The organism is Rhizobium sp. AAP116, from assembly GCF_001295785.1.
In the GTDB taxonomy this organism is placed as follows: Bacteria; Pseudomonadota; Alphaproteobacteria; order Rhizobiales; family Rhizobiaceae; genus Allorhizobium.
The window spans coordinates 1-24330 of record NZ_LJIB01000022.1 but is presented as its reverse complement, the minus strand read 5'-3'; the positions used below and the strand labels follow the sequence as shown (position 1 = coordinate 24330).

22 protein-coding genes and 1 tRNA gene are annotated in these 24330 nt (G+C 62.2%); 10 read left to right on the top strand and 13 right to left on the bottom strand.

Annotated elements, in window-relative coordinates:
• Nucleotides 1–69 precede the first annotated feature (69 nt).
• Nucleotides 70–390, bottom strand: a complete 321-nt coding sequence (locus IP85_RS13005) for an HlyU family transcriptional regulator (RefSeq protein WP_054150132.1) — start codon at nucleotides 388–390, stop codon at nucleotides 70–72.
• 114 nt (nucleotides 391–504) lie between these two features.
• Between IP85_RS13005 and IP85_RS13000 the strand changes: the two genes are divergently transcribed.
• A complete protein-coding gene (locus IP85_RS13000) occupies nucleotides 505–1494 on the top strand; it encodes an alpha/beta fold hydrolase (RefSeq protein ID WP_054150109.1) in 990 nt (329 codons plus the stop codon).
• Here the strand turns inward: IP85_RS13000 and ilvA are convergent.
• Nucleotides 1487–2737, bottom strand: a complete 1251-nt coding sequence (ilvA, locus tag IP85_RS12995; RefSeq protein WP_054150108.1) for a threonine ammonia-lyase — start codon at nucleotides 2735–2737, stop codon at nucleotides 1487–1489. The two genes, IP85_RS13000 and ilvA, sit on opposite strands and share 8 nt — an antisense overlap.
• A 96-nt stretch (nucleotides 2738–2833) precedes the next feature.
• On the opposite strand from ilvA, the gene IP85_RS12990 reads away from it, so the two are divergent.
• Nucleotides 2834–4288, top strand: coding sequence for a TrkH family potassium uptake protein (locus tag IP85_RS12990; protein WP_054150107.1), 1455 nt, complete (start codon nucleotides 2834–2836; stop codon nucleotides 4286–4288).
• Between the two features lie 104 nt (nucleotides 4289–4392).
• Entirely contained in the window at nucleotides 4393–4983 is a 591-nt protein-coding gene (locus IP85_RS12985) for a hypothetical protein (RefSeq protein WP_054150106.1), read from the top strand.
• Nucleotides 4984–5013: 30 nt separating this feature from the next.
• Here the strand turns inward: IP85_RS12985 and IP85_RS12980 are convergent, their stop codons facing one another.
• The 6 genes from IP85_RS12980 to wrbA all read right to left on the bottom strand — a co-directional run bounded on the left by IP85_RS12980 (nucleotide 5014) and on the right by wrbA (nucleotide 9182).
• On the bottom strand, nucleotides 5014–5832 hold the full coding sequence (locus IP85_RS12980; RefSeq protein ID WP_054150105.1) for an ABC transporter permease: 819 nt from the start codon (nucleotides 5830–5832) through the stop codon (nucleotides 5014–5016).
• Nucleotides 5829–6617: an ABC transporter ATP-binding protein gene (locus IP85_RS12975; protein WP_054150104.1), complete on the bottom strand. Its 789-nt coding sequence runs from the start codon at nucleotides 6615–6617 to the stop codon at nucleotides 5829–5831. Before IP85_RS12975 ends, IP85_RS12980 begins: the two co-directional genes overlap by 4 nt.
• A 143-nt stretch (nucleotides 6618–6760) precedes the next feature.
• A complete protein-coding gene (locus tag IP85_RS12970; protein ID WP_054150103.1) occupies nucleotides 6761–7795 on the bottom strand; it encodes an ABC transporter substrate-binding protein in 1035 nt (344 codons plus the stop codon).
• A 195-nt stretch (nucleotides 7796–7990) separates the two neighbouring features.
• Nucleotides 7991–8076: transfer RNA gene (locus tag IP85_RS12965), tRNA-Leu, on the bottom strand.
• A gap of 83 nt (nucleotides 8077–8159) precedes the next feature.
• Nucleotides 8160–8423 carry a PilZ domain-containing protein gene (locus tag IP85_RS12960; RefSeq protein WP_054150102.1) on the bottom strand — a complete coding sequence of 88 codons (264 nt, stop codon included), beginning with the start codon at nucleotides 8421–8423 and terminating at the stop codon, nucleotides 8160–8162.
• Nucleotides 8424–8585: 162 nt separating this feature from the next.
• Complete coding sequence (wrbA, locus tag IP85_RS12955) at nucleotides 8586–9182, bottom strand: NAD(P)H:quinone oxidoreductase (RefSeq protein WP_006728622.1); 597 nt, start codon at nucleotides 9180–9182, stop codon at nucleotides 8586–8588.
• Nucleotides 9183–9372: 190 nt separating this feature from the next.
• Between wrbA and IP85_RS12950 the strand changes: the two genes are divergently transcribed.
• The 5 genes from IP85_RS12950 to IP85_RS12930 all read left to right on the top strand — a co-directional run bounded on the left by IP85_RS12950 (nucleotide 9373) and on the right by IP85_RS12930 (nucleotide 14166).
• Nucleotides 9373–10158, top strand: coding sequence for a competence/damage-inducible protein A (locus IP85_RS12950; protein WP_054150101.1), 786 nt, complete (start codon nucleotides 9373–9375; stop codon nucleotides 10156–10158).
• A 121-nt stretch (nucleotides 10159–10279) separates the two neighbouring features.
• The gene (locus IP85_RS12945; RefSeq protein ID WP_054150100.1) at nucleotides 10280–11122 is read left to right on the top strand and encodes a universal stress protein; all 843 of its coding nucleotides are present in this window, start codon (nucleotides 10280–10282) and stop codon (nucleotides 11120–11122) included.
• Between the two features lie 224 nt (nucleotides 11123–11346).
• Complete coding sequence (gpt, locus tag IP85_RS12940) at nucleotides 11347–11844, top strand: xanthine phosphoribosyltransferase (protein WP_054150099.1); 498 nt, start codon at nucleotides 11347–11349, stop codon at nucleotides 11842–11844.
• 196 nt (nucleotides 11845–12040) lie between these two features.
• Nucleotides 12041–12481 carry a DUF2231 domain-containing protein gene (locus tag IP85_RS12935; protein ID WP_054150098.1) on the top strand — a complete coding sequence of 147 codons (441 nt, stop codon included), beginning with the start codon at nucleotides 12041–12043 and terminating at the stop codon, nucleotides 12479–12481.
• Nucleotides 12478–14166 carry a sorbosone dehydrogenase family protein gene (locus IP85_RS12930; protein ID WP_054150097.1) on the top strand — a complete coding sequence of 563 codons (1689 nt, stop codon included), beginning with the start codon at nucleotides 12478–12480 and terminating at the stop codon, nucleotides 14164–14166. Before IP85_RS12935 ends, IP85_RS12930 begins: the two co-directional genes overlap by 4 nt.
• 82 nt (nucleotides 14167–14248) lie before the next feature.
• On the opposite strand, the gene IP85_RS12925 is transcribed toward IP85_RS12930, so the two are convergent.
• The 3 genes from IP85_RS12925 to IP85_RS22200 form a co-directional block, all read right to left on the bottom strand.
• Entirely contained in the window at nucleotides 14249–14782 is a 534-nt protein-coding gene (locus tag IP85_RS12925) for an SRPBCC family protein (RefSeq protein WP_054150096.1), read from the bottom strand.
• Between the two features lie 2 nt (nucleotides 14783–14784).
• Nucleotides 14785–15147, bottom strand: a complete 363-nt coding sequence (locus IP85_RS12920) for a metalloregulator ArsR/SmtB family transcription factor (protein WP_054150095.1) — start codon at nucleotides 15145–15147, stop codon at nucleotides 14785–14787.
• A 69-nt stretch (nucleotides 15148–15216) separates the two neighbouring features.
• Nucleotides 15217–15387 (bottom strand): hypothetical protein, encoded by a 171-nt coding sequence (locus IP85_RS22200; protein ID WP_156322874.1) that lies wholly within the window; start codon nucleotides 15385–15387, stop codon nucleotides 15217–15219.
• Between the two features lie 142 nt (nucleotides 15388–15529).
• Between IP85_RS22200 and IP85_RS12915 the strand changes: the two genes are divergently transcribed.
• Nucleotides 15530–16357, top strand: coding sequence for a DUF1206 domain-containing protein (locus IP85_RS12915; protein ID WP_054150094.1), 828 nt, complete (start codon nucleotides 15530–15532; stop codon nucleotides 16355–16357).
• 26 nt (nucleotides 16358–16383) lie between these two features.
• On the opposite strand, the gene IP85_RS12910 is transcribed toward IP85_RS12915, so the two are convergent.
• On the bottom strand, nucleotides 16384–17013 hold the full coding sequence (locus tag IP85_RS12910; protein ID WP_054150093.1) for an NAD(P)H-binding protein: 630 nt from the start codon (nucleotides 17011–17013) through the stop codon (nucleotides 16384–16386).
• A 163-nt stretch (nucleotides 17014–17176) separates the two neighbouring features.
• Nucleotides 17177–19087: a methyl-accepting chemotaxis protein gene (locus IP85_RS12905; protein ID WP_054150092.1), complete on the bottom strand. Its 1911-nt coding sequence runs from the start codon at nucleotides 19085–19087 to the stop codon at nucleotides 17177–17179.
• Between the two features lie 846 nt (nucleotides 19088–19933).
• Here IP85_RS12905 and IP85_RS12900 point away from each other — a divergent pair.
• Nucleotides 19934–23716, top strand: a complete 3783-nt coding sequence (locus IP85_RS12900) for a vitamin B12-dependent ribonucleotide reductase (RefSeq protein ID WP_054150091.1) — start codon at nucleotides 19934–19936, stop codon at nucleotides 23714–23716.
• Nucleotides 23717–24330 lie beyond the last annotated feature (614 nt).

Below are 24330 nucleotides of genomic sequence, written 5' to 3'. Positions count from 1 at the left end.
GTGTTGCGGCGCATCATTAACATTCGGTGATCGCGAAGAAACATTTCTTCGCAATATCAAAGTGCAACGTCAGACGATGCGCGTTTGCTCGCCATCACCGAACAGCGAGGGGCCATTCTGATCGATGATCTGCTGCGCCTTGCGGAAGGTGCAATCGAGGGCATCATCGAGCGAGGTGAAGACGTCGGCGCGGATGAACTTGCGCTCGAGCACCCGACCATCCACGGTCTGGACGATGCGACCGGCCAGACGATACTGACTGCCTTCACGCATGGGTTCGGCATGGATGACGCAGTCCTTATAGGTCTGCGGCTCGGCCAGGGGCTTGGTAGCGGTCTCGGAAGAGGAACCACCGGTGAAAATGGAGAGGATGCTGGACAGAATAGACATGGCCTGACCTAGCATAACCGGGCCTGCCGAGGAAGAGCAGGTGGGGCGGCTTCCCGCATCATGATGGCGTGATACAGTCGGCACCGGTCGGGAGGGACCGTGGGAGGCTTGAGGATGCGGATCGTCATGGGCTTGTTGCTTGCACTCGTTTCTCTCAGCATCGCGGCTATCGTCTTTCTCTATCTCAGACCTCCGGTACTCGCCCCGGAACGAGAGGCAGAGATCGGTGCGGACACGCCGCTCGATTCGCTTGAAGCCCTGATCGCCGACAATGAGCATGACGCAGGCCGCATCCGCGAAGGGCTTGCCAAGCAGATCGTCTGGGCGGACCCCATCCGCAAAGCGAAGACGCCGGTCTCGGTGGTCTATGTGCACGGTTTTTCCGCCTCATCCGCCGAGGTTCGCCCCCTGCCCGACCTCGTGGCACAAGCGCTCGGCGCCAATCTCTTTCTCACCCGGCTCACCGGTCATGGCCTTGATGATCCCGATGCCATGGGCCTCGCGACGATCGATGACTGGGCGGCGGATGTGGGTGAAGCGCTGGCGATCGGTAAACATCTGGGGGAGCGGGTCGTCATTATCTCGACATCCACCGGCGCCTCGCTTGTCACCTGGGCGCTCGGTCGCCCTAAGCTTGCGGACAAGATCGCGGCTTCTGTGTTCCTCTCACCCAATTATGGCGTGCAGGCATCCGGCAGCTTCCTGCTGACAGGCCCGTTCGGCGTCCAACTGGCCCGCCTGATCATCGGCGAGCGCGCCGGCTTTGAACCGATCAGCCCGCTCAACGCGCACAACTGGACGACAAGTTACCCGGTGGCCGCGCTCATTCCCATGGCGCAATCGGTCCAACTGGCCAACCACACACCGGTTCGGGAGATCCGCGTCCCCGCCCTCTTCCTCCAGTCGGCCGAGGACAAGGTTGTCAGGCCGGATCGGACGGCGGCGGTTGCGGCGCGCTGGGGTGCCGATCACAAGCTCGTCGATCCAGGCCCGACCGGCGACGCCAACAACCATGTAATTGCCGGCGACACCTATTCGCCCGAGACCACCGAGCCGATCGCGAAGATCATTGTGGACTGGCTCGCCGGCCAGGGCATCAGATGATCAGGTTGGCCAGGATCTCGTTTTCGGTGATGTCCTCGAAGCCAAGACCTGCCTGATCGAAACGGTCGAACAGCTCTGCGAAGTTCTCGCGCTTGCCCGTCTCGATGCCGATCAGGATCGAACCGAAGTTGCGCGCCGACTTCTTCAGATATTCGAAGCGGGCGATATCGTCTTCGGGCCCGAGAAGATTGAGGAAATCGCGCAGGGCGCCTGGACGCTGCGGCAGACGCAGGATGAAGTATTTCTTCAAGCCGGCGTAGCGCATGGCGCGTTCCTTGACGTCAGGCAGCCGCTCGAAATCGAAATTGCCGCCGGAGACGACGGCGACGATTGTCCGCCCACTCAGGGCAACCCGCGGCAGAAGGTCGAGTGCGGCAAGTGCCAGCGCGCCTGCCGGCTCCAGAACCACGCCCTCGACATTCAGCATGTCGGTCATCGTCACGCAGATCGCGTTTTCCGGCACGATCAGCACCTGATCGGGGCGGAAAGCCTTCAGCGCCTCGAAATTATGGTCACCGATCCGGGCGACGGCTGCCCCATCGACGAAGTTGTCGACCTTGGGGAGCGTGACGACCTTGCCGGCCTCGAGGCTCTTCTTCAGGCTCGGCGCGCCCTGGGGCTCGCAGAAGATCATCGCCTCGGGCGAAACCTTGCCGGCGAGATAGCCGGTCATGCCCGACGAGAGCCCGCCACCGCCGACCGGCATGATGACGAGATCCGGCGTCACGCCTTCCGGCAACTGCTGCATCATTTCAGCCGCGACCGTCGCCTGGCCTTCGATGATATCGGGATGGTCGAAAGGCGGGACCATGTAGCCGCCGATCGCCTCGACATGTTCGCGGGCAGCCTGATAGCACTGATCGAAAATGTCGCCGATCAGGCGGATGGTGATGAATTCGCCGCCGAAGATGCGGGTCTTGTCGATCTTCTGCTGCGGCGTCGTCACCGGCATGAAGACCACGCCCTGAACGCCGAAATGACGGCAGACAAAGGCAAAGCCCTGGGCATGATTGCCGGCAGAGGCGCAGACGAAGGTGGTGCCGGAAGGGCTGTCTTCGACGATCTTCCGGAAGAAATTGAAGGCGCCCCGGATCTTGTAGGAGCGAACCGGCGTCAGGTCCTCGCGCTTCAGATAGACATTCGCACCGTAACGGGCACTCAAATGCTCGTTGAGCTGCAGCGGTGTCTCGGGAAAAAGCCCGCGCATGGCTTCCAGCGCTTCGTCGACCTGATCGGGGGTCACGTCAGCCTCCGTTGAATTTTGGACAGAGCCCCGCTATGGCATAGACATCGGGCAGAGACAAAGCCTCTTTGCGCTGCAACAGACGGAAGTCATTCCTTGAACACCAATCTGCTCCGCTCCGTCGTCTATATCGCAGCCCTTTGCGGGCTCTATCTGTCCACGGCCATGCTGATCCCGGCCATGGTGGACCTCTATTACGGCGACCCGCACTGGTCTGTCTTCACGGTGTCTGCCGCCATGGTCGGCGGTCTATCGGTCACGGCTGCCATGGCGACGCGGGGGCCGCCGCCGGCCTTCTCCAAGCGTATGGGCTTTCTGCTCGTCAACGTGCTCTGGGCCACCTTTTCGCTGGTCGGTGCGATCCCGATCTATTTCTCCGAACTGGACCTGACCTTCGCCCAGGCCCTGTTCGAATCGGTTTCGGCCATCACCACGACAGGCTCGACGGTTCTTGCCGGACTGGACGACATGGCGCCCGGGCTTCTCGTCTGGCGCTCGCTGCTACAATGGCTGGGCGGCATCGGGATTGTGGCGCTCGGGCTGTTCGTGCTGCCATTCCTGAGAGTAGGCGGGGTCTCCTTCTTCAAGATGGAATCCTCCGACATCGCAGACAAGCCGTTCGCGCGGATCGCCACCTTTACCAGCGCCTTCGTCGCCATCTATGTCGCGATCACCCTGATTTGCATGATCGCCTACGACATCTTCGGCATGAGTCATTTCGATGCGCTCAACCATGCCCTGACGACGATCGCCACAGGTGGCTTCTCAACCCATGACGCCTCCTTCGGCTATTTCGACAGCTATGCGCTTCGCGGGATCGCAACCTTCTTCATGACGGTCTGCAGCCTGCCTTTCTCGATCCTGATCGTCTTCTTCATCAAGGGGCGCCTCGACGCCCTGCGCGATCCACAGATTCTCGTCTTTCTTGGCTATCTCGCAGCCTTCGCCGTATCTGCAGCACTCTACAACCACCTGCGCAATGGCGTGGACCTGCCGCTCGCGCTGTCGCATTCCTTGTTCAATTTCGCATCGATCCTGTCGACCACCGGCTATGCCAGTGAAGACTACACTCTGTGGGGGCCGTTTGCAGTGGCCGCAGCCTATTTCGCCACCTTCATGGGCGGCTGCTCCGGCTCGACGGCCGGGGGCATCAAGGCCTACCGTTTCGTCATCATTTTCAACATCATCGTGACGGGGCTGAAGCGGCTCATCTATCCGAACGCCGTATATTCTGTCCGCTACGGCAACCAGATCGTCGATGCAGACACGCAGCGCGCCGTGTTCCTGTTCTTCAGCGCCTATATCTTCATCTGGGTGATCGGCAGCCTCGCCATGGCGCTGGCCGGCTACGATTTCGCCACTGCCTCATCCGCCATGATCACGGCGCTCTCGAATGTCGGCCCCGGCATCGGGTCGCTGATCGGCCCGGCCGGCAACTTCGCCACGATGCACGATCCGGAACTCTACATCCTGTCGCTTGCCATGCTGCTCGGTCGTCTCGAAGTGCTGACCGTCATGGTGCTGCTGGTGCCAATGTTCTGGCGCTCGTGACCATCAGGCCAACGTGATCGCACAGAACCGCTCTGCGCTTGACGCCCGGGCCTGGTTCTTCCCACACTCCCGCAAGATCAATGCGGGAGAATCACGTGTCCCTGATGTCCTCAGCCCCTGCCCGCGGCCTTGCCGTCACCCTGATCGGCGCATTCCTTTCTGCTGCACCGGTTGCGGCCGGCCCGCTTCTCGATGCGGCGATCGAGGCGGAGAAACTTGCGGCACAAAACGATGCGAAGGGCGCCTTCGAGGCCATGCGTTCGGGGCTTGCAGCCTTCAGCCAGAGCTTGCCGCTCACGGTCCCCCACGCCGTCTTCATCACGGAAGTCCCGAAGGCCTACAGGGCCTATACCGCAAAAGCGGAGCCGGTCTTCGTCACCGGCGAGAAGCTCATCACCTATGTCGAGGTGGCTGGGCTCAAATGGCAGCCGGCGCCCAACAACCAGCGGCAATCGCATTTCACCGTCGATCTCGAACTCACCGACGACGAAGGCAAGACGCTCGCCCTGCAAAAGGAATTCGGCAACTTCACCTTTACGGGCCATTCGGATGCGATCGAGGTCTATACGCATCTGACGCTCGACGTCGATGGCGCCAAGCCCGGCGGCTATGTGCTGCGCTACACGGTAAACGACGTAATCGCCGAACGCTCGACGCCTTTTGAACTGCCCTTCACGCTGAAGGACAAGAGCTGAACGCCCACATCGGGCGTCCAGTTTTTCGGATCAATTCGCCATGGTCGAGCGATGCGCCCAGCCGGTCATGCGCTTTTCGAGCCAGGCCATCAGCGCATACATGGCGATGCCCTCGACGGCGAGCGCCAGAAGCCCGGCAAAGACCAGGGGCACGTTGAACTGGCTCTGGGCCGAGCTCATCATGTTGCCGAGACCGTAATTCGAGGCCACCGTCTCCGAGACAACCGAGCCGACGAAGGCGAGCGTGATCGCAATCTTCAGCGAGCCGAAGAAATAGGGCATCGACCGGGGAATGCCGACCTTCAGCATGATGTCGAGCTTCCTGGCGCCCAGCGCCCGCAGCACGTCTTCCGTCTCCGGCTCGATCGTGGCGAGACCCGTCGCGACATTGACGACGATCGGGAAGAAGGAAATCAGGAAGGCGGTCAGCACAGCCGGCACGGTGCCGATGCCGAACCAGATGACGAGGATCGGCACGAGTGCCACCTTGGGGATCGCATTGAAGCCGATCATCAGGGGGTAGAGCCCGGCATAGATGGACTTCGACCAGCCGATGAACAGCCCGAGCCCCAGTCCGGCGACAACAGCGATCATGAAGCCGAGCGTCGTCGTGTAGAGCGTCTGCAGCGAATTCTTCCAGATCGGCGACCAGTATTGTACCACCGCCTCGAATACCCGTGATGGTGCCGGCAGGATGGTCGGTGGCATGTCGAGCACGATGACCGTCAGTTCCCAGATGGCAAACAGGGCCAGCGTGTAGAGGAAGGGCGCTGCCCGCACCCAGTTGATGCGCTGCATCAGGGGCTTTACGACCGGGCGGGTCGGCGCTGTCTCGATCGTCATCGTCATGCCGCAACCCTCGCCTTTGCGATCTCGCCGTGCAGCACATGCACCATGTCGTTGAATTCGGTCTGGTACATCAACTCCAGATCCCTTGATCGCGCGAAGGGCACTGTGTGTTCCTTGACCACCTTGCCGGGTCTGGCACTCATCACGAAAATCCGGTCGGCGAGGAAGACCGCCTCGCGAAGGTCATGGGTCACAAGCACGATGGTCACGCCCTGGGCCGCATGCAGATCGCGGATGACGCACCATAGCTCCTCGCGGGTGAAGGCATCCAGCGCACCGAAGGGCTCGTCGAGCATCAGGAGTTCCGGTTCGTGGATCAGCGCCCGGCAGAGATTGGCGCGCTGCTGCATGCCGCCCGACAACTGCCAGGGAAATTTCGAGCCGACACCCTTCAGGCCGACGATCTCCAGGAGGTTCTCGGCCTTTTCGACATATTCCTTCTTGTTCGCTCGCAGGCGATGCCGATGCTTCTCGACGATCTCGAGCGGCAGAAGAATGTTCTCGAGCGTCGTGCGCCAGGGCAACATGGTCGGGTTCTGGAAGGCCATGCCGACGATCGACACCGGCTTGGTCACCTGCTGGCCGGCGACGATGACGACGCCGGATTGCGGGATGTGCAGCCCGGTCACGAGCTTCATCAGGGTCGACTTGCCACAGCCGGACGGACCGACCACGGCGGAGAATTCGCCCTTGTCGACGCGCATGGTGAGGCCGGATACGGCAAGCGTTCCGTCGGCGCCGCCATAGCGCATGTCGACATTGTCGATGGAAACGAGGTGGGACATCGGGGCTCCGGTCTAAATGGGATTACCCAACCTCCCCTTGAGGGGGAGGTCGCTGCGAAGCGGCGGGTGGGGTGATCTCGCAAAAGGTCACCCCACCCCGAACCTGCGGTTCGACCCTCCCCCTCAAGGGGAGGGTGAGGTCATCAAGGCAACATCCGCTCTTCCTTGGCCGGCAGGAAGCTTGCGTCGAAGACCTGCTCGGCCGTGACATTGCCCTTCAGGCCCATGGAGACCTTGAGCGTCTCGATCGAGGCGGAAAGGCGCGCCATGTCGACGCTGCCCATGCCGTTTTCGACAACATAGGGCGTCTTGATGTTCATGGCGTTGGCCATTTCGAGACGTTCCTTCTCGATGTCGACATTCAGCGTCTCGTTGCGCTTCAGGACAGCGGCGGCACCCTCTTCCGGATTGGCAACGGCATCGGCAAAGCCCTTGGCCAGCGCCCTCAGGAAGCCTTTCACAGCCTCAGGGTTTTCGGCGGCGAAGTCGGAGTTCACCAGAACGCTGTTGCCATAGAGGTTCAGGCCGTTATCGGCCATCAGGATGGTCGCGATGTCGTCTGCCGGGATGCCTTGCGCCTTGAGGTTCAGGATGACCGAGAAGGCAAAGCCGAAGACGGCATCGACGTCGCCCTTGGCGAGCATCGGCTCGCGCACGGGAAAGCCGATCGATTCGATGGTGATGCCGCTGTCGTCGATGCCGGCAGCCTGCTTGAAGGCCGGCCACTGGGCAAACGCGCCATCCGGCGGCGGTGCGCCGAGCTTCTTGCCTTCCAGCGACTTCGGATCTTCCGTCACGCCGAGCGACTTGCGGCCGACGACCGAGAAGACCGGCTTGTCATAGACCATCATCACGGCCTTGACCTTCTGGCTCGGATCCTCGTCCAAGAACTTGATCACCGAGTTGATGTCACCGAAGCCCATCTGATAGGCGCCGGTTGCCACGCGCGGGATCGCCTCGACCGAGCCATTGCCCGAATCGATCGTCACATCCAGGCCTTCCGCTGCGAAATATCCCTTGTCCTGCGCCAGCAGGAAGCCGGCGGCCGGGCCCTCGAACTTCCAGTCGAGCGTGAACTTGATGGCCGTCTCGGCATGCGCCTGACCGACCGGCAGCGTCACGCCGGCAAGTAGACCCGCCGCAACAACGGCGGCCGAAAAGAGACGTCTTGATATCATGGATTTGAGCTCCCCTTGTTTTTGGTGGTCGCATCAAAGCAGGAATCGAGCAGGCCGCAAAGCGGAAAAATGCTCAAACTTTCGCCAACAATGGATTTGCACAAATTTGGCGCATTGAGTGCAAAGAGATGTACGACATCAAGAACCTGTCCCGAAGAGAACGGGCCAGCGCTAACAGTCAAAACACAGGAAGTTTGGTGCGGACGGCGGGGATCGAACCCGCATGACCTAAGGCCGAGAGATTTTAAGTCTCTTGCGTCTACCAGTTTCGCCACGTCCGCGTGCGGGCCCTGTTTCGATCAGATCGGCGGACGCGTCAAGGGTGGCGGGCCAATGCTGTGGCCCGCCCCGTGTCATCGATCACTCAGCTTGCGAGCGCATCCAGGAATTCGACGCCGATCTCGCGGGGGCTGCGCCATTTGACGGCGCAGTCATGGGTCGTGCCGTCCTCCAGGCGCAGGCGGAACTGAGGGGGAATGTCGGCGGTCGATTCGAAGCTCATCTTGGCGCCGAGAGGCGACAGATTGCGAATCATGCAGTCGAAGGTGGAATGGCCGCCGGGGAGGATGGCGCGGCCGGCTTTGAGCGCCCGCAGGCGGGGCTGGCGACGACGATCTGGCTGTTCCATGGCATGCGTCCTTTCAGGTCTTACAACCCGAAGCATGCGCCAAAGCGCTCAAGAGACCCTTGAAACGATCGATCGCATTTTACCGATCGGGTGGCCCAGTTGCCCCAAAGACGAAAAAGGCGGAGCTTGCGCTCCGCCTTTTGACGATAGTCAATTCTATGCTCAGGCCAGCTTGGCAGCAAGCTTCGCCACATGGGCGCCCTGATAGCGAGCACCTTCGAGTTCGATCTCGGAGGGCTGGCGCGAACCGTCGCCGGCCGTGATCGTGGAGGCGCCGTAGGGCGAGTTGCCCATGACTTCGCTGACACCCATCTGACCCTGGAAGGCATAGGGCAGGCCGGCATAGACCATGCCGTGATGCAGGAAGGTCGGGATGAAGCCCATGATGGTGGTTTCCTGGCCGCCATGCTGGGTCGCGGTCGAGGTGAACATCGAGCCGAGCTTGCCGGTCAGCTTGCCCTGGGCCCAGAGGCCGCCGGTCTGATCCCAGAAATTGCGCATCTGCGAGGCGACCGTGCCGTACCGGGTGCCGGCACCGACGATGATGGCGTCATACTGGTCAAGCTCGGAGGGGTCGGCGATCGGGGCCTGCTGGTCCATCTTGTAATAGGAAGCCTTGGCGACATCTTCCGGCACCAGTTCCGGAACGCGCTTGACGGTGACGTCGGCACCGGCCGACTTTGCGCCTTCGGCAACGGCATAGGCCATGGTTTCGATGTGACCGTAAGCGGAATAATAGAGAACCAGTACCTTGGCCATGTCGTATCTCCCTTTGAACATGCGGCCCTGCCGCGCTGTGGATGTGCGACATGTAGCGCATTCAACGCCGGGAACCAGTCGCGGCTGCGGGAACGCAGTGTTCAATCAATGAGTGCCTTTACTTCTCTTCACGGACATAAAACGGTAACCTCTCGGTCCCCGCCTGCCCCATTCCCATAGGACTTCATCCATGACCTCGACGATCAAGACCGCCGCCATGCTCGCCATCGGCGACGAACTCCTGTCCGGCCGCACCAAGGACAAGAATATCGGCCATCTCGCCGACCTGCTGACGGTTGCCGGCATCGATCTGAAAGAGGTCCGCATCGTCTCGGACGAGGAGGATGCGATCGTCGAGGCGCTGAATGCGCTCAGGTCGAAATACACCTATGTCTTCACCTCGGGCGGCATCGGCCCGACGCATGACGACATCACGGCGGATGCCGTGTCGAAGGCTTTCGCCGTGCCGTGCCTGCATGACCCTGACGCCATGAAGCTGCTCGGCGACATGTATGCCGGCCGCGGTCTCGAATTCACCGAGGCCCGCCAGCGCATGGCGCGCATGCCGCAAGGCAGCCGCCATATTCCGAACCCGGTCTCGACCGCCCCCGGCTTCATCATCGGCAATGTGCATGTCATGGCGGGTGTGCCGCAGGTCTTCCAGGCAATGATGGCGCATGTGATCGAAACACTGCCGGCCGGCCAGCGCGTGCTGTCGCGCTCGATCGCCTGCCCGTTCGGTGAAGGGGATATCGGCACGGCGCTTGGCGCGATCCAGAAAGCGCATCCGGAAACCTCGATCGGCTCCTATCCGCATTTCGACGGTCGGCGCTTCTCGACCGAACTCATTGTCCGGGCGCGCGACCAGGCGATCGTCGATGCGGCAGCCGCCGATGTCGAGGCGATGATCGATGCGATCCGGAACGAGAAGGATGCGGCCGCCACGCGCGATCTCGGCACCGGCGAGGTGGCCTGAGCCCGCTTTCCTTCGCGGCTCAAGCCACTCCCGACTTGACCTCGGTCAAGGCGGAACCTGGTGATGGAACCCATAGTTATCTCATGCGGACATTAAATATGGGCCGCAAGAGGAGACGACCATGGGTTACCGCACACTTCTTGCCATATTGGACACACCGAAAACCACGCAACAGGTGACGGATTTTGCCGTCGCCATTGCCAACCAGTTTCAATCGCATGTGATCGGCGCCCATGCGGAGGCCGTGGCCATGGTGCCGCTGGTCGCGCCGATGGAAATCCCCGATCCCGCCACCGTGCAGGCGCTGCAGGACATGGCGCATCAGGAGACGGAAAGCGTGGAGCGGATCTTCCGCGGTATCGGCAACCGCGAAGGCCTGTCGCATGAATGGCGCAGCTTCGTCACATCCTCCGGCTTCAATTCCGCCGCCCTGATCGACAGTGCGCGCAGCGTCGATCTCGTCATCGCCGCCCAGGGTGAAGCGGGCATGCTGTCGGAGACCCGTTCCGAACTCGAGAGCTTCCTGTTCGAAAGCGGACGCCCAGTGCTGCTCATCCCGCATATCCTGAAGGCGCCGAAGCCGATCCGCCGGGTGCTCGTTGCCTGGAACGGCTCGCGCGAGGCGGCCCGCGCCACCTTCGACGCCGTGCCCTTCCTGATGGCGGCGGAAGAGGTCGAGATCTTCACCGTCGACGCTTCCGACACCTCCACACAGACCGGCGCAATCGCCGGCGCCGAGATCGCCGCTTCGCTTGCCCGCCACGGGATCAAGGTGACCGTCACGGCGTCGGAAAAGACCGGCCTCGACCCGGCGATCGCCATCGAGAACCGGCTGTCGGACAGCTCCATCGATCTCCTGGTCATGGGCGCCTATGGCAACAAACGCTGGTGGGAAATGCTGTTCGGCGGCGTCACCCGCACACTGCTCGATTCGATGACGGCACTGACGCTTCTGTCGCGCTGATTGATCGGCTGATCGGGCGGGAACGCGAGGCCTTGCCAGAGGCTTCGGATTCCCGCTAATAGCAACGGCCAAAGACTGGAACCCTTTGAGGGGACGAGGTTCGCGCGGTATCTGCCGCGCGAAACGCGTTTCGGGACCGCGCAAGACGGTCCGCCTGAAAGGATCCGGTCGACGGCGCCGCAATCCGGCGCGGACGATATCATCCAGCCAGCGGAGCCCCGTGCATGTCTCTCCCCGATAAAGCCTTTCCCGTTTCCTGGGATCAGTTCCACCGCGATGCGCGTGCGCTCGCCTGGCGCCTCGCCGGCCTCGGCCAGGACTTCCGCGCCATCGTCTGCATCACCCGCGGCGGCCTGGTACCCGCGGCGATCATCTCGCGCGAACTCAACATCCGCCTGATCGAGACGGTCTGCATCGCCTCCTACCATGACTACGTCAACCAGGGCGAAATGAACCTCCTGAAGGGCATCACCGCCGAGCTGATGGTCAATGGCGGCGAAGGCGTGCTCGTCGTCGACGATCTGACCGACACCGGCAAGACCGCGCTTGAAGTGCGCGAAATGATGCCGAAGGCGCATTTCGCCTGCGTCTATGCCAAGCCGAAGGGCGTGCCAACCATCGACACCTTCGTTACCGAAGTGTCCCAGGACACCTGGATCTATTTCCCCTGGGACATGGGCTTCACCTATCAGGAGCCGATCGCCAAGGGCTCGAAGGGCTGATCCAAGCCCCGCCGCCAGCATCAAACCCGCCTGTCACCCGCAGGCGGGTTTTTTCTTGGCCGGCAAAAGCCCTCCTACCCTCCAATATCTCGGCCAGACGCCTCGCTTATTGCGCACGCCTGATGACAGGACGGAACAATTCGGCCGCTCGGCCGTATGGCTCTCATGTTCCACTCCCAACGGTAGAGAGCAACTGATGGCCACCCTCCACTCGCCGCCGACAGCCTCGAACGCCTATCCGGCTTCGGCGCTATTTGTCCCCTTCCCCTTCGTCTGCTTCACGCTGACGCTGATCACCGACATCCTCTACTGGCGCACGTCACATCTGATGTGGAGCAACTTCTCCGACTGGCTCTTGTTCTTCGGCCTGATCTTCGGCGGCTTGTCCATCCTGGCCGGCCTCGTCGATCTCGCCCGCCCGGCAACTCGGGCGCTGCGCCCGAGCTGGCCTGCAGTGCTGGCCTATCTCGCGGTTTTGGTGCTCGCCTTCATCAACAGCTTCATCCACGCCGGCGACGGCTGGACGGCGATCGTACCTTACGGTCTTGCCGCATCCCTGATCACCGTGATCGCGATGATCGCCTGCGTCTACCTCACCGCCGAACAGCGCAGCGCCGACGCCTGGAGAACACCATGACCCGCACCACCTTCACGCTCCGTCACGCCGCCCTCGCCTCCACCGCCGTCCTGGCGCTGGCGCTTGCCGGCTGCAGCGACGACAACGGCAATTTTGACGTCACCAGCCAGATCGGACCCGACCCCGTCCTGCCCGAACCGAGCCAGTCGCTTGTGCCCGACCTCAAGGTCGCGGAGGTCATTGGCTGGGGTGCGGACGAGACACCCGACGTCATCGACGGCTTCACGGTCACGGCCTATGCGAAAGATCTCGTCAATCCGCGCACGGTGCACACGCTGCCGAATGGCGATGTGCTTGTCGTGCAGAGCAAGGCACCTCCCGGCAAGCCGGTCGAGCGACCGAAGGACGTCATTCGCGGCTTCATCATGTCGATCGCATCGGGTGGGGGTGGTGGCGACAAGCCGACCAACCTCATCACACTGCTGCGCGACACGGACCGCGACGGCACGGTCGATGAACGGCACGATCTGCTGACCGATCTCAATTCGCCCTTCGGCCTCGCCTTCGTCGACGACACGCTCTATGTCGCGGCTGCCGATGCAGTGCTCGCCTATGACTACCAGCTCGGGCAGAACGCGATCACCACGCCACCGCGCGTGCTCAGCCCCTTGCCGGGTGGCCCGATCAATCACCACTGGACCAAGGATCTGGCGCTCAGCCCAGATGGCCGCTTCCTCTACGCCTCGGTCGGCTCGAACTCGAATGCCGGCGAACGCGGTCTCGAGGCCGAGAAGGGCCGCGCCGCAATCTGGCAGATCGACCGGGAAACCGGTGCCTCGCGCGTCTATGCATCAGGCCTGCGCAACCCGAACGGCTTGACGATCAATCCGGAGAGCGGCGCGCTCTGGACAGTCGTCAACGAGCGCGACGAACTCGGCCCCAATCTCGTGCCCGACTACATGACCTCGGTGCAGGACCGCGGCTTTTACGGCTGGCCGTGGAGCTATTATGGTCAGCATGTCGATCCGCGCCTGCATCCGCCACGGCCTGACATGGTCGAGCAGGCGATCAAGCCGGACTATGCGCTCTCGAGCCATGTCGCCGCGCTCGGTCTCGCCTTCTCCATGGGCATGGCCATGCCTGACGACTTTACCAACGGCGCCTTTGTCGGCAATCGCGGCAGCTGGAACCGCGACCAGTTCAACGGCTACAAGGTGCTTTACGTGCCCTTCGAGAATGGCGCACCCGCAGGTGAGGCGCGTGATGTCGTGACCGGCTTCCTCAATGGCGAGGAACAGGCACGCGGCCGCCCCGTCGGCCTCGGCTTCGACGGCACCGGCGCTCTGCTTGTCGCCGACGATGCCGGCAATACGGTCTGGCGCGTCGCGGCGCAGAATGCGACGGCGATTTCCGAACCGCTCGGCACGGACGAAATGCCGCCGGGCTCTCCGGTTGCCGCGGAACAGGCTGCCGCGGCGGAAGCCGTCGAAGGCACACCGCCGGCGAACGCACCGGCCGAGGGCACACCAGCCAGCGACACCCCTGCGCCGGACGCCACAACGCCGTCCTCCACGCCGCCGACCTTAGAAGATCCGGCGGTAGCACCAACCCCGGATGCGCCGGCCAATACTGGCGATGGCACGCTCGCACCTCCGACACCGCCCCAGACGGATGTGCCAGCAACGGGACCGGAGGGTGCTGTCCAGGATGCAACGCCTGCAACGCCAGCGCCTGCTCAGCCCTGACCTTTTGCGGCTTCCAAAGACCAGAAAGCCCTCTGCCGGATGTGGCGGAGGGCTTTCGATTTGATCAGGCTCGCTTCTGTGGTCAGGCGGGCAAACGCCGATCGTATTCGTCCCTTAGCTTGAGCCAGCCATCCCAGAACGGCTCCGCCCGCGTGCCGTCGAGCTTGGCCTTGAGAATGTCGAGATGCATGTGCCAGCCGGCACCGACCATGAGCAGATTGGCACGATCAGAAATGCGCCGATGGGTGATCGTCAGGAGCACCTCATCTCCGTCCGCCTTCAGATCGAAGGCGACCTCACCGCTCTCGCCCCAGGTGAACACGAGCCGTTTCTCCGTCTGCACCTCGAGCACGCGGCTTGTCATCCGCATCTCCTCACTGAACCCTTCCGGCCTATGCCCGGGCGGGTCCGTCAGTTCCTCGTTGCGCCATACAAGTTCAAAGGTCGAACCCGCCTTTGCTTCCATCGCGCCTGCCGCCAGCCATTTGCGCCGCATCTCGCCATCGGTCAGGTATGACCAGATTCGCGAAGCGGGTCCGGGCAACAGCCGTTCGATCACCAGCGTTGAGGGCTCGGTCAATCGACCATAGGGATTTACGTCCAGTCTTTCCGTCATCGTCATTCTCCATCAGGTTTCTGTCGGGGAAATGCGGCATCCTCCGCGTGGAGGAGCCGTTCGAGGACATCCAGCCGGCCGGTCCAGAAGTGCTCGTAGGCGCTCAGCCACTGGTGGGCACCGGCAAGCGGTCCCGGATCCAGTCGGCAGAGATGGGTTCGGCCCCGGATCTCGCGGCGGATGAGGCCGGCGGCTTCCAGGACCTTGATGTGTTTGGAGGCGGCGGCCAGCGACATGGAAAAAGGCTCGGCCAGTTCGCCGACGCTCCTTTCTCCTTGCGACAGGGCCGCCAGCATGCGCCGACGCGTTTCGTCGCCCAGCGCGTGAAAGATCATGTCCAAGGGGTTTTGCACAATATCAACCATGTGGTTGAATATCTGCGGACATCACTCGATTGTCAACCTCTTGGTTTAATGACGGATGATCTGGGAGCTCTAGAAGAGTAGCAGCCCAGCGACAAACAGCAGGATGAAGCCGCCGCCGATGACGAGTGACCAGGCCGAGAGCGCAAAGCCGGGCTTTGCGCCACTGTCTGACTGGGCGGAGTAATCGGTGGTCCGTAGCACCTCCGTGCCTTCGCCGTTTTCGCTTGGCTCCGTCGCCATCAGTGTCTCCCTTGTCGTTACCTCAGCAGGTAACCCGTCGATTATCCCTTGGTTCCGATGACCGTCCGGTTGGCTGACGCAAGAAGGCAAGGAACCCTGCCCCCCCTCCTCCGTTTCTTCCTCACAGCAGGAGAGGATTTCCATGAACACGCGGTCGAAATTTCAACTGATGGCACGGGCTGGTTATGGCGCCCGCGGCATCGTATTTCTGATGATTGCAGCTATCGCTCTGTTTTCGAGCTTTGCCGGATCGAAGCCGGACACCAATTCGGCGCTGGAGACAATCTTGCAGCAGCCGTTCGGACGGATCTGGATTGGCCTCATCGGCCTTGGCCTTGCGGGCTTCGTCGTCTGGCGTCTCGCCCAGTCGCTCGCCAATGCCGACGGGCAGGACAACGACATGAAGGGCTATGCGATCCGCGCCGCCCTTTTCGGCAGCGCGATCACCTATGCGGGCCTTGCAATGACCAGCCTGTTGATGGCGCTCCAAATGTCCGGTGGCGGTGGCTCGGGCGGCGAGGAAGGTCTGGCCGCCTGGGTGATGGCCCAGCCTTTCGGTCGCTATCTCGCCGGTATCATCGGCATCGGCTTTGTCATCGGCGGTATCGTCACGGCCTTGAAAGGTATCAGGCGCAAGTTCGGCCGCTATCTCGACCTCGACGCAGAGAAGAACTCGCCGGCCGTGCTGATTTCGATCTACGGGCTCGTCGCGCGCGGCCTGGTCTTCGGCATCATCGGGGTCTTCTTCCTCTATGCCGCCTTCACTGTTGATCCTGACCAGGCCGGCGGCATGGCCGACGCTTTGGCCTGGGTGCAGAGCCTGCCCTTCGGCGGCATCATCTATGCCGTGGTCGCAGTCGGTCTCGCCGCCTTCGGCGTCTACAACTTCGTGGAGGCCCGCTACCGGCACATCAATGCGCCGGAGGCCGGCGACCTGCGCCGTCATCTACCGATCGGTGGCACGAACTGACCTTTGAGAAGGTGTCTTGCGTGCCGTCACAGCAGAGCCTGCGATGGCACGATGGTCACCCCCGATGTCGTCGACACGGCGGCATCGAGCATGGCGCGGGCGATCGCGTGCGGCGGGTTCGGCTTGATGGAGGGCGGCAGGATCGGATCCAGAATCGAAAGCACCCTGCCCGCCCAATGCTCCATCGGCCGTGGCTCTTGGCGCGGACCATCGATGAGCCCGGGACGAACCACCACGGTCCGGTGGAAGCCGATCTTGAGGATATCACGCTCCGTCTCTCCCTTGACCCGACTGTAGAAGAAGAGCGACGTCACGTCGGCTCCCTTCGCCGAGTTGAGAACGAAGGTCCGCGCGCCGTGAGCCTTTGCAAGCCTTGCAATCTCCAGAGGATAGTCGTGGTCGACCTGACGGAAGCGCTCGCGTGATCCGGCCGTCTTCAGCGTTGTGCCGAGAGCACAGATCACCGCATCGACGGCCCAGATCGACGGATCCTGCGGAAGATTGTCGAAATCCACCACCGGCGCCGAAAGGCCAGCTCGTTCCGGCAGCGGCCGGCGGGTCGGGGCGGTTACCGCCGATACGCGTGGGTCGGCGAGCGCCAGGTTGAGGACATGACTGCCGACAAGTCCGGTGGCGCCCAACAGCAACAGATGCATGATTCCGTCTCCCTCTTCCGATGTCTCGCCTCAGGGCCAGTGCCAAGGCGCAATGCAGGCCTCAATGCACGCCAAGACTGCCCGTTCCATCACACAAACGAAAGAAGCGCCGCATTGCTGCGGCGCTTCTGCATTTAACTAGTTAGCGATTTCCCGAAGTTTCTCAGGCGGCCGTGCGATAGCCGGCCGAGCCGGCCGATGCGCCACCTTCCAGCTTGAAGCGGGCGAGCTGCGCCTGCAGCTGGCGGGCTTCGCTGGCGAGAACCTGGCTGGCGGCCGTTGTCTCTTCGACCATGGCGGCGTTCTGCTGGGTCATCTGGTCCATGTGGTTGACCGAGGTGTTGATCTCGCCGAGCGCTGCCGACTGCTCTTCGGCAGCACGGGCAATCGTCACGACGTGATCGTTGACGCGGTTGACCAGCGATTCGATTTCCTTCAGCGCCTCGCCGGTGGACAGAACGAGCGACACGCCGCCCTTCACTTCCTCGGCCGAGGTGTTGATCAGGGTCTTGATCTCCTTCGCAGCATTCGCCGAGCGCTGGGCCAGTTCACGCACCTCCTGGGCGACGACGGCGAAACCACGACCGGCTTCACCGGCGCGCGCAGCTTCGACGCCTGCGTTCAGCGCCAAGAGGTTGGTCTGGAAGGCGATCTCGTCGATCACGGAGATGATCTGGCTGATCTTCTGCGAGGACTGCTCGATGCGGCCCATGGCGTCGATCGCGTTGCGAACGATATCGCCCGACTTGCCAGCGCTCGACTTGGTCTCGTCGACCATGTGCGAAGCTTCCTTGGCGCGCTGGGTCGAGGTCTTGACCGTGGTGGTGATTTCCTCAAGCGCTGCGGCGGTCTCTTCCAGCGAAGCAGCCTGCTGCTCGGTGCGGCGGGCGAGCTGGTTGGCGGCCGACGACAGCTCGCCGGAATTGCCGGTGATGGTGCCAGCAGCGCTCAGGATGTTCTGCATGGTCTGGCGCAGAACGGCCATGGTCTGGTTGACGTTGCCCTGCAGTTCGGCAAAGGCGCCCTGGAACTGGCCCTGCATGTCATGCGTGAGGTCAGCATCGGCAAGCGCTGCAATGACGCGGCGCACTTCGGTCACGCCGCGATCGACGCTTTCGACCAGCTCGTTGACCGAGGCTGCAAAGCGCTGCAGGTCCGCATCCTCATAGGTCTTGGAGATGCGCTTTGAGAAGTCGCCGGCAGCGGCAGCGGCGACGATATCGCTGATCGAGGTTTGCAGGTCACGGCTCTGGGCGTGGAGGGCCGCTTCCTGCGCTTCCATGGCACGCATCTGCGCTTCATTGGTTCGGAAGACTTCGAGCGCACGCGCCATCTCGCCGATCTCATCCTTGCGCTCGGTACCGGCAATCGCGTTGCCGAGCTTGCCGGAGGCCATTTCCGTCATGACGGCGGTCAGGCTGCGGATCGGGTTGACGATGCCGCGGCGGGCAAGCAGGAAGCTGATCGCGACGCCTGCGAGAATGCAGACGGCGGCGGTGACGATCTGGACCAGCATGGTGAAGCCAGAGGCGGCCAGCGCGTTTTCACGCGAACCTGTTAGGCTCTCGGCCGACGAGGTCGAATATTCCTTGACGACTGATGTCACTGTCTTCTGCGCCTCGAGCGCCTTGGCGAGCTCGGCCTTCATGACGGCGAGATCCTGACCAGCCGGCGTGGCGGCGACGGCCACCATGGCGCGGATCTGGTTGAAATAGGCATCCAGCGCCTGCTTGGTGCGATCGAGGATCTGGGCTTCGGCCGGGCTCGCGGTGGTCGCGATCTTCGGCAGGCGTGCGAGCATCTCGGCGGCACGCTTGTCGGTTTCGGCCGCGAAATCTGCCGCCTTTTCAGGCGCCAGCGCCAGCTGGTAGGTCATGCGCGAAATGGCGATGATGTCGACGCGCAGGTCCATGGCCTCGCGGGCCACCTCCTCGCGGGCGCCGGTATCCTTGAGGGCCGCGCCCAGCGAGGAGAGACCGCTTGCGCCGACGGCTGCAATAGCGGCAGCCGCCACGCCCATCAGGACGACGACAAGGCTGACCTTCTTCAGAATGGAAAGATTGGCAATACTCATGGAAAATCTCACTCCGTGCGAACCCGCCATCCTGGCAGGCGGCCCTGACCGGCCGGGCATGGAGCTCATTCCATACGTCTGCACCTCTTCTACGCGTCACATGTTGCAATTTCGTTGCTGCGCAACACAGGAAAGACGCAGATGATTTTTAGGCCACTCCCCGCGGGGCGCGGACGGGGCGGGCGATGCAGCGTGTCAATGAGCAAATTCTTGGCAGGCCTAATCCCCAGGTTTTTGAGCAACAGGTGCAGCCTTTCGCGAAAGCCCCCAAATGCGGGGCGCCGTTTGCCCCGGCGGCTCATTTCGGCACGAATTTTATCCCGTGACATCTGGTTGACGGAGCGACATGCGGGGCCGCTTGCATCACATCGTCCGAGAAAGCCCTTTCATTCCCGTGACTTCGCTCTTTTGCCCGTTATCCACAATCCAACACCACAAGATATAGCGTTAACATTTCCTTCACAGACCACCCCTTGACGGAATCAGTCGGGACGATGTTAATGGACCCTGTTGCGGCGGCGACTGGACCGGGCATTAACGAGGCCGGGTGTCATCAAACATTGTGGCGGCTTTCTTTGAGGTGGAACGGCGTTCTGACGACGCCCTCCACGGCAGGAAATTTGTGCGATTTTTGACCGCCGGACAGGGGGTCTGGGTCTGGCGGCAATTGTGTGGTAAAACTATATTTAGTATTTGCAGCCACCATCACCACAAGATAGAGGGTGCACTCATCTCCGGATGAATCACCTGACGGACGAACCAGTGAACGGCTGCGCGACCCATCGTGCGACCGAACGAAATTTCTCGCGCCGATTTCCGGCGCCCTAGATCGAGGGACACAGGCAGATGCGCATTGAACGTCGCTTCACCAAACCGGGACAGTCCGCTTACGCGGAGATCGAGTTCCGCAAGGCCATCAGCGAAATCAAGAACCCCGACGGCTCAATCGTATTTCGTCTTGCCGACATCGACGTGCCCGTCCAGTTCAGCCAGGTGGCGGCGGATATTCTCGCCCAGAAGTATTTCCGCAAGGCCGGCGTGCCGAAGGTGCTGAAGAAGGTTGAGGAGAACGACGTTCCTTCCTTCCTGTGGCGCTCGGTTGCCGATGAAAAGGCACTCGCTGCCCTCCCCGAGAACGAGCGTTATGGCTCGGAAACCGATGCTCGCCAGGTCTTCGATCGCCTGGCCGGCACCTGGGCCTATTGGGGCTGGAAGGGCAAGTATTTCTCCTCCGAAGAAGACGCTGCCGCCTTCAAGGACGAGCTTGCCTATATGCTCGCCACCCAGCGCGTCGCACCGAATTCGCCGCAGTGGTTCAACACCGGCCTGCACTGGGCCTATGGCATCGACGGCCCCGGCCAGGGCCATTTCTATGTCGACCCCTTCACCGGCAAGCTCGTCAAGTCCAAGTCGGCCTATGAGCACCCGCAGCCGCATGCCTGCTTCATCCAGTCCGTCGAGGACGATCTCGTGAACGAAGGCGGCATCATGGACCTCTGGGTCCGCGAAGCCCGTCTGTTCAAGTATGGCTCCGGCACCGGCTCCAACTTCTCCTATCTGCGCGGCGAAGGCGAAAAGCTGTCCGGCGGCGGTCGCTCGTCCGGCCTCATGTCGTTCCTGAAGATCGGCGACCGGGCTGCCGGCGCCATCAAGTCCGGCGGCACCACCCGCCGTGCGGCCAAGATGGTCGTGGTCGACATCGACCATCCGGATATCGAAGCCTATATCGACTGGAAGGTGAAGGAAGAGCAGAAGGTTGCCGCCCTCGTCACCGGTTCCAAGGTCGTCGCCAAGCATCTGAAGGCGATCATGAAGGCCTGCGTCAACTGCGAGGCTGACAACGGCGCCTGCTTCGACCCGAACGAGAACCCTGCCCTCAAGCGCGAAATCAAGGCCGCGAAGAAGGACCAGGTTCCGGAAAACTACATCAAGCGCGTCATCCAGTTCGCCCAGCAGGGCTACAAGGATCTCGACTTCAAGACCTATGACACGGACTGGGATTCGGAAGCCTATCTGACCGTGTCGGGCCAGAACTCCAACAACTCGGTCTCGCTGAAGGACGACTTCCTGCGCGCCGTCGAGAATGATGGCGACTGGAACCTGACCGCCCGCAAGGACGGCAAGGTGATGAAGACGCTGAAGGCCCGCGACCTCTGGGACAAGATCTCCTATGCCGCCTGGGCATCGGCAGATCCTGGCCTGCACTTCAACACGACGATGAACGACTGGCACACCTCGCCGGCAGCGGGCCCGATCCGCGCGTCGAACCCGTGCTCGGAATACATGTTCCTCGACGACACGGCCTGCAACCTGGCTTCGCTGAACCTGCTCCGCTTCAAGGATCAGAAGACCAAGAACATCGACATCGCCGACTACGAACATGCCGTTCGCCTGTGGACCGTCGTTCTCGAAGTCTCCGTGATGATGGCGCAGTTCCCGTCGCGCCAGATCGCCGAACGCTCCTATGAATACCGCACGCTCGGCCTCGGCTACGCAAACATCGGCGGCCTGCTGATGTCCTCGGGCATCCCGTATGATAGCGCCGAAGGCCGTGCCATCGCCGGTGCGCTCACCGCCATCATGACCGGCGTCTCCTATGCGACGTCAGCCGAAATGGCCTCGGAACTCGGCCCCTTCCCGGGCTTTGCGCCGAACCGCGACAACATGCTGCGCGTCATCCGCAACCATCGCCGCGCAGCGCTCGGCCTGTCGGACGGCTATGAAGGCCTCTCCGTCAACCCGGTCCCGCTGGTCCATGCTGAATGCACGGATCCGGCCCTCATCGCCCATGCGACGGCTGCCTGGGACAAGGCTTTGGCGCTCGGCGAAAAGCATGGCTACCGCAATGCCCAGGTCTCGGTCATCGCACCAACCGGCACGATCGGTCTCGTCATGGACTGCGACACGACAGGCATCGAGCCCGATTTTGCGCTCGTGAAGTTCAAGAAGCTCGCCGGTGGCGGCTACTTCAAGATCATCAACGCTGCCGTTCCGGAAGCGCTGCGCTCGCTCGGCTATTCGGAAAGCCAGATCGCCGAAATCGACGCCTATGCCGTCGGCCATGGCAACCTGAACCAGGCGCCGGGCATCAATCCCTCGACGCTCAAGGCCAAGGGCTTCACCGACGAGAAGATCGAAGCCGTCAACGGCGCGCTGAAGGCCGCCTTCGACATCAAGTTTGTCTTCAACCAGTGGACGCTCGGCGCCGACTTCCTGAAAGAGACCCTCAAGGTCTCCGACGAGCAGCTCGCCGACATGAGCTTCAACCTGCTCGACCACATGGGCTTCTCGAAGAAGGACATCGAAGCCGCCAACATCCACGTCTGCGGTGCGATGACGCTCGAAGGCGCCCCCTTCCTCAAGAAGGAGCACCTGCCTGTCTTCGATTGCGCCAATCCGTGCGGCAAGATCGGCAAGCGTTATCTCTCGGTCGAATCCCACATCCGCATGATGGCCGCGGCCCAGCCGTTCATCTCAGGCGCGATCTCCAAGACGATCAACATGCCGAACGAAGCCACCGTCGAAGATTGCGGCTCCGCCTACATGCTGTCCTGGAAACTGGCACTGAAGGCCAACGCGCTTTACCGCGACGGCTCGAAGCTTTCCCAGCCGCTCAACGCCTCGCTGATCGAGGACGAGGATGACGAGGACGGCGTCGACGAACTGCTGCAGCAGCCGATGGCGGCCCAGGCGGTCACCATCACGGAACGCATCGTCGAGCGCATCGTCGATCGTGTCGTGCGCGAACAGGAAAAGCTGCCGACCCGCCGCAAGGGTTACACCCAGAAGGCCAAGATCGGTGGTCACACCATCTTCCTGCGCACCGGCGAATATGACGACGGCCGTCTCGGCGAAATCTTCCTTGACATGAACAAGGAAGGCTCGGCCCTGCGCGCCTTCATCAACAACTTCGCCATCTCCGTCTCGCTCGGCCTGCAATATGGCGTGCCGCTCGAGGAATATGTCGACGCCTTCACCTTCACCAAGTTCGAGCCGGCCGGCATGGTCACCGGCAACGACGCGATCAAGAATGCGACGTCGATCCTCGACTACGTCTTCCGCGAACTGGCGATCTCCTATCTCGGTCGCCACGACCTCGCGCATGTCGACACCTCGGACTTCTCGACCACGGCACTCGGCCGCGGCATGAAGGAAGGCAAGGCGGATGTCGTCTCCAAGGGCCTGACCCGCGGTTACAAGCCGACGCTCGTCTCGAGCCACATGCCGGCAGCGGCCAGCGCCGAGCCCAAGGGTGCAGCAACCGCCGCCCCCGCCAAGGCCTCGGCCACCGTCACCGCCTTCTCCTCTTCGGGCGCCACTGCCCGCAAGCTCGAAGTAACGACCGCGATCGCCACCTCCGAAGTCGTGTCCTTCAAGCGCGACTACGAGGAGCGCGCCGTGGAACTGGCCGAGGAGATCGCCTCCGAAAGCGTCTTCACCGACGCTACGGCGGATGAGGCGGCAGCTGCCAAGGCCGACGCCAAGAAGCTCGAGGCCTCCCGCCGCATGCGCTCGATTGCGCAGGGGTATACGGGCAACATGTGCTCGGAATGCCAGAACTTCACCATGGTGCGGAACGGCACCTGCGAGAAGTGCGACACGTGCGGCGCTACGAGCGGGTGCAGCTGATTGGCTGAGAATTGAACGAGATTTCGGCCCGGGGGAAACCTCGGGCCGAAGTGGTTTTGGGCACCCCACCTCCCCCCATACGGGGGGAGGACGGAAAATCGAAGGCTTAGGCGAGCGCAAGCCGCCTAAACTTCAGATTTTCCTGGAGAGGGGATCGGTGCTGGGGGCACGACATAACCGACCCCCTCACTTGCGATTTCTGATGTTTAGGCGGCTTGCGCTCGCCTAATTCATCGAAATCGCTTTCTCCCCCACCAAGGGGGAGATGGGCGTTGCGCCCGGCGGTTCGCTCCCGCTTCTCCCCAGCGGGGAGAAGATGGTCCAAAGGACCAGATGAGGGGGGCGCGAAGCGCAAGGCAAGATGGTACAGCGGTTGAGGGTTCCTCACTATTCTTGGCCCGCCGGCATTCGGCTGCGCCGCCCCCTCATCCGGCGCTTTCGCGCCACCTTCTCCCCGCTGGGGAGAAGAGGAAAGCCGCCGTCCGCGCCCCATTTCCCGAAAAAAGGGGGATGAATTCAGAAAATCCCCCAACAAAATCAACACAACAAAGTTTTTTCATCCCCGCCCATTTCCACGCGCTTACCCTAATCCCCGTCCCGCCCTCGGATACACC

What these genes read in the sequence shown, in the direction of transcription:
- IP85_RS12925 (WP_054150096.1), bottom strand. Translation starts at nt 14,782, where the DNA reads ATGACGGAAAGACTGGACGTAAATCCCTATGGTCGATTGACCGAGCCC.
- IP85_RS12910 (WP_054150093.1), bottom strand. Translation starts at nt 17,013, where the DNA reads ATGCATCTGTTGCTGTTGGGCGCCACCGGACTTGTCGGCAGTCATGTC.
- IP85_RS12920 (WP_054150095.1), bottom strand. Translation starts at nt 15,147, where the DNA reads ATGGTTGATATTGTGCAAAACCCCTTGGACATGATCTTTCACGCGCTG.
- IP85_RS12950 (WP_054150101.1), top strand. Translation starts at nt 9,373, where the DNA reads ATGACCTCGACGATCAAGACCGCCGCCATGCTCGCCATCGGCGACGAA.
- IP85_RS12980 (WP_054150105.1), bottom strand. Translation starts at nt 5,832, where the DNA reads ATGACGATGACGATCGAGACAGCGCCGACCCGCCCGGTCGTAAAGCCC.
- wrbA (WP_006728622.1), bottom strand. Translation starts at nt 9,182, where the DNA reads ATGGCCAAGGTACTGGTTCTCTATTATTCCGCTTACGGTCACATCGAA.
- IP85_RS12905 (WP_054150092.1), bottom strand. Translation starts at nt 19,087, where the DNA reads ATGAGTATTGCCAATCTTTCCATTCTGAAGAAGGTCAGCCTTGTCGTC.
- IP85_RS12915 (WP_054150094.1), top strand. Translation starts at nt 15,530, where the DNA reads ATGAACACGCGGTCGAAATTTCAACTGATGGCACGGGCTGGTTATGGC.
- IP85_RS13000 (WP_054150109.1), top strand. Translation starts at nt 505, where the DNA reads ATGCGGATCGTCATGGGCTTGTTGCTTGCACTCGTTTCTCTCAGCATC.
- IP85_RS12975 (WP_054150104.1), bottom strand. Translation starts at nt 6,617, where the DNA reads ATGTCCCACCTCGTTTCCATCGACAATGTCGACATGCGCTATGGCGGC.
- IP85_RS12935 (WP_054150098.1), top strand. Translation starts at nt 12,041, where the DNA reads ATGGCCACCCTCCACTCGCCGCCGACAGCCTCGAACGCCTATCCGGCT.
- IP85_RS12945 (WP_054150100.1), top strand. Translation starts at nt 10,280, where the DNA reads ATGGGTTACCGCACACTTCTTGCCATATTGGACACACCGAAAACCACG.
- IP85_RS12900 (WP_054150091.1), top strand. Translation starts at nt 19,934, where the DNA reads ATGCGCATTGAACGTCGCTTCACCAAACCGGGACAGTCCGCTTACGCG.
- IP85_RS12930 (WP_054150097.1), top strand. Translation starts at nt 12,478, where the DNA reads ATGACCCGCACCACCTTCACGCTCCGTCACGCCGCCCTCGCCTCCACC.
- IP85_RS12985 (WP_054150106.1), top strand. Translation starts at nt 4,393, where the DNA reads ATGTCCTCAGCCCCTGCCCGCGGCCTTGCCGTCACCCTGATCGGCGCA.
- gpt (WP_054150099.1), top strand. Translation starts at nt 11,347, where the DNA reads ATGTCTCTCCCCGATAAAGCCTTTCCCGTTTCCTGGGATCAGTTCCAC.
- IP85_RS13005 (WP_054150132.1), bottom strand. Translation starts at nt 390, where the DNA reads ATGTCTATTCTGTCCAGCATCCTCTCCATTTTCACCGGTGGTTCCTCT.
- IP85_RS12960 (WP_054150102.1), bottom strand. Translation starts at nt 8,423, where the DNA reads ATGGAACAGCCAGATCGTCGTCGCCAGCCCCGCCTGCGGGCGCTCAAA.
- IP85_RS12970 (WP_054150103.1), bottom strand. Translation starts at nt 7,795, where the DNA reads ATGATATCAAGACGTCTCTTTTCGGCCGCCGTTGTTGCGGCGGGTCTA.
- IP85_RS22200 (WP_156322874.1), bottom strand. Translation starts at nt 15,387, where the DNA reads ATGGCGACGGAGCCAAGCGAAAACGGCGAAGGCACGGAGGTGCTACGG.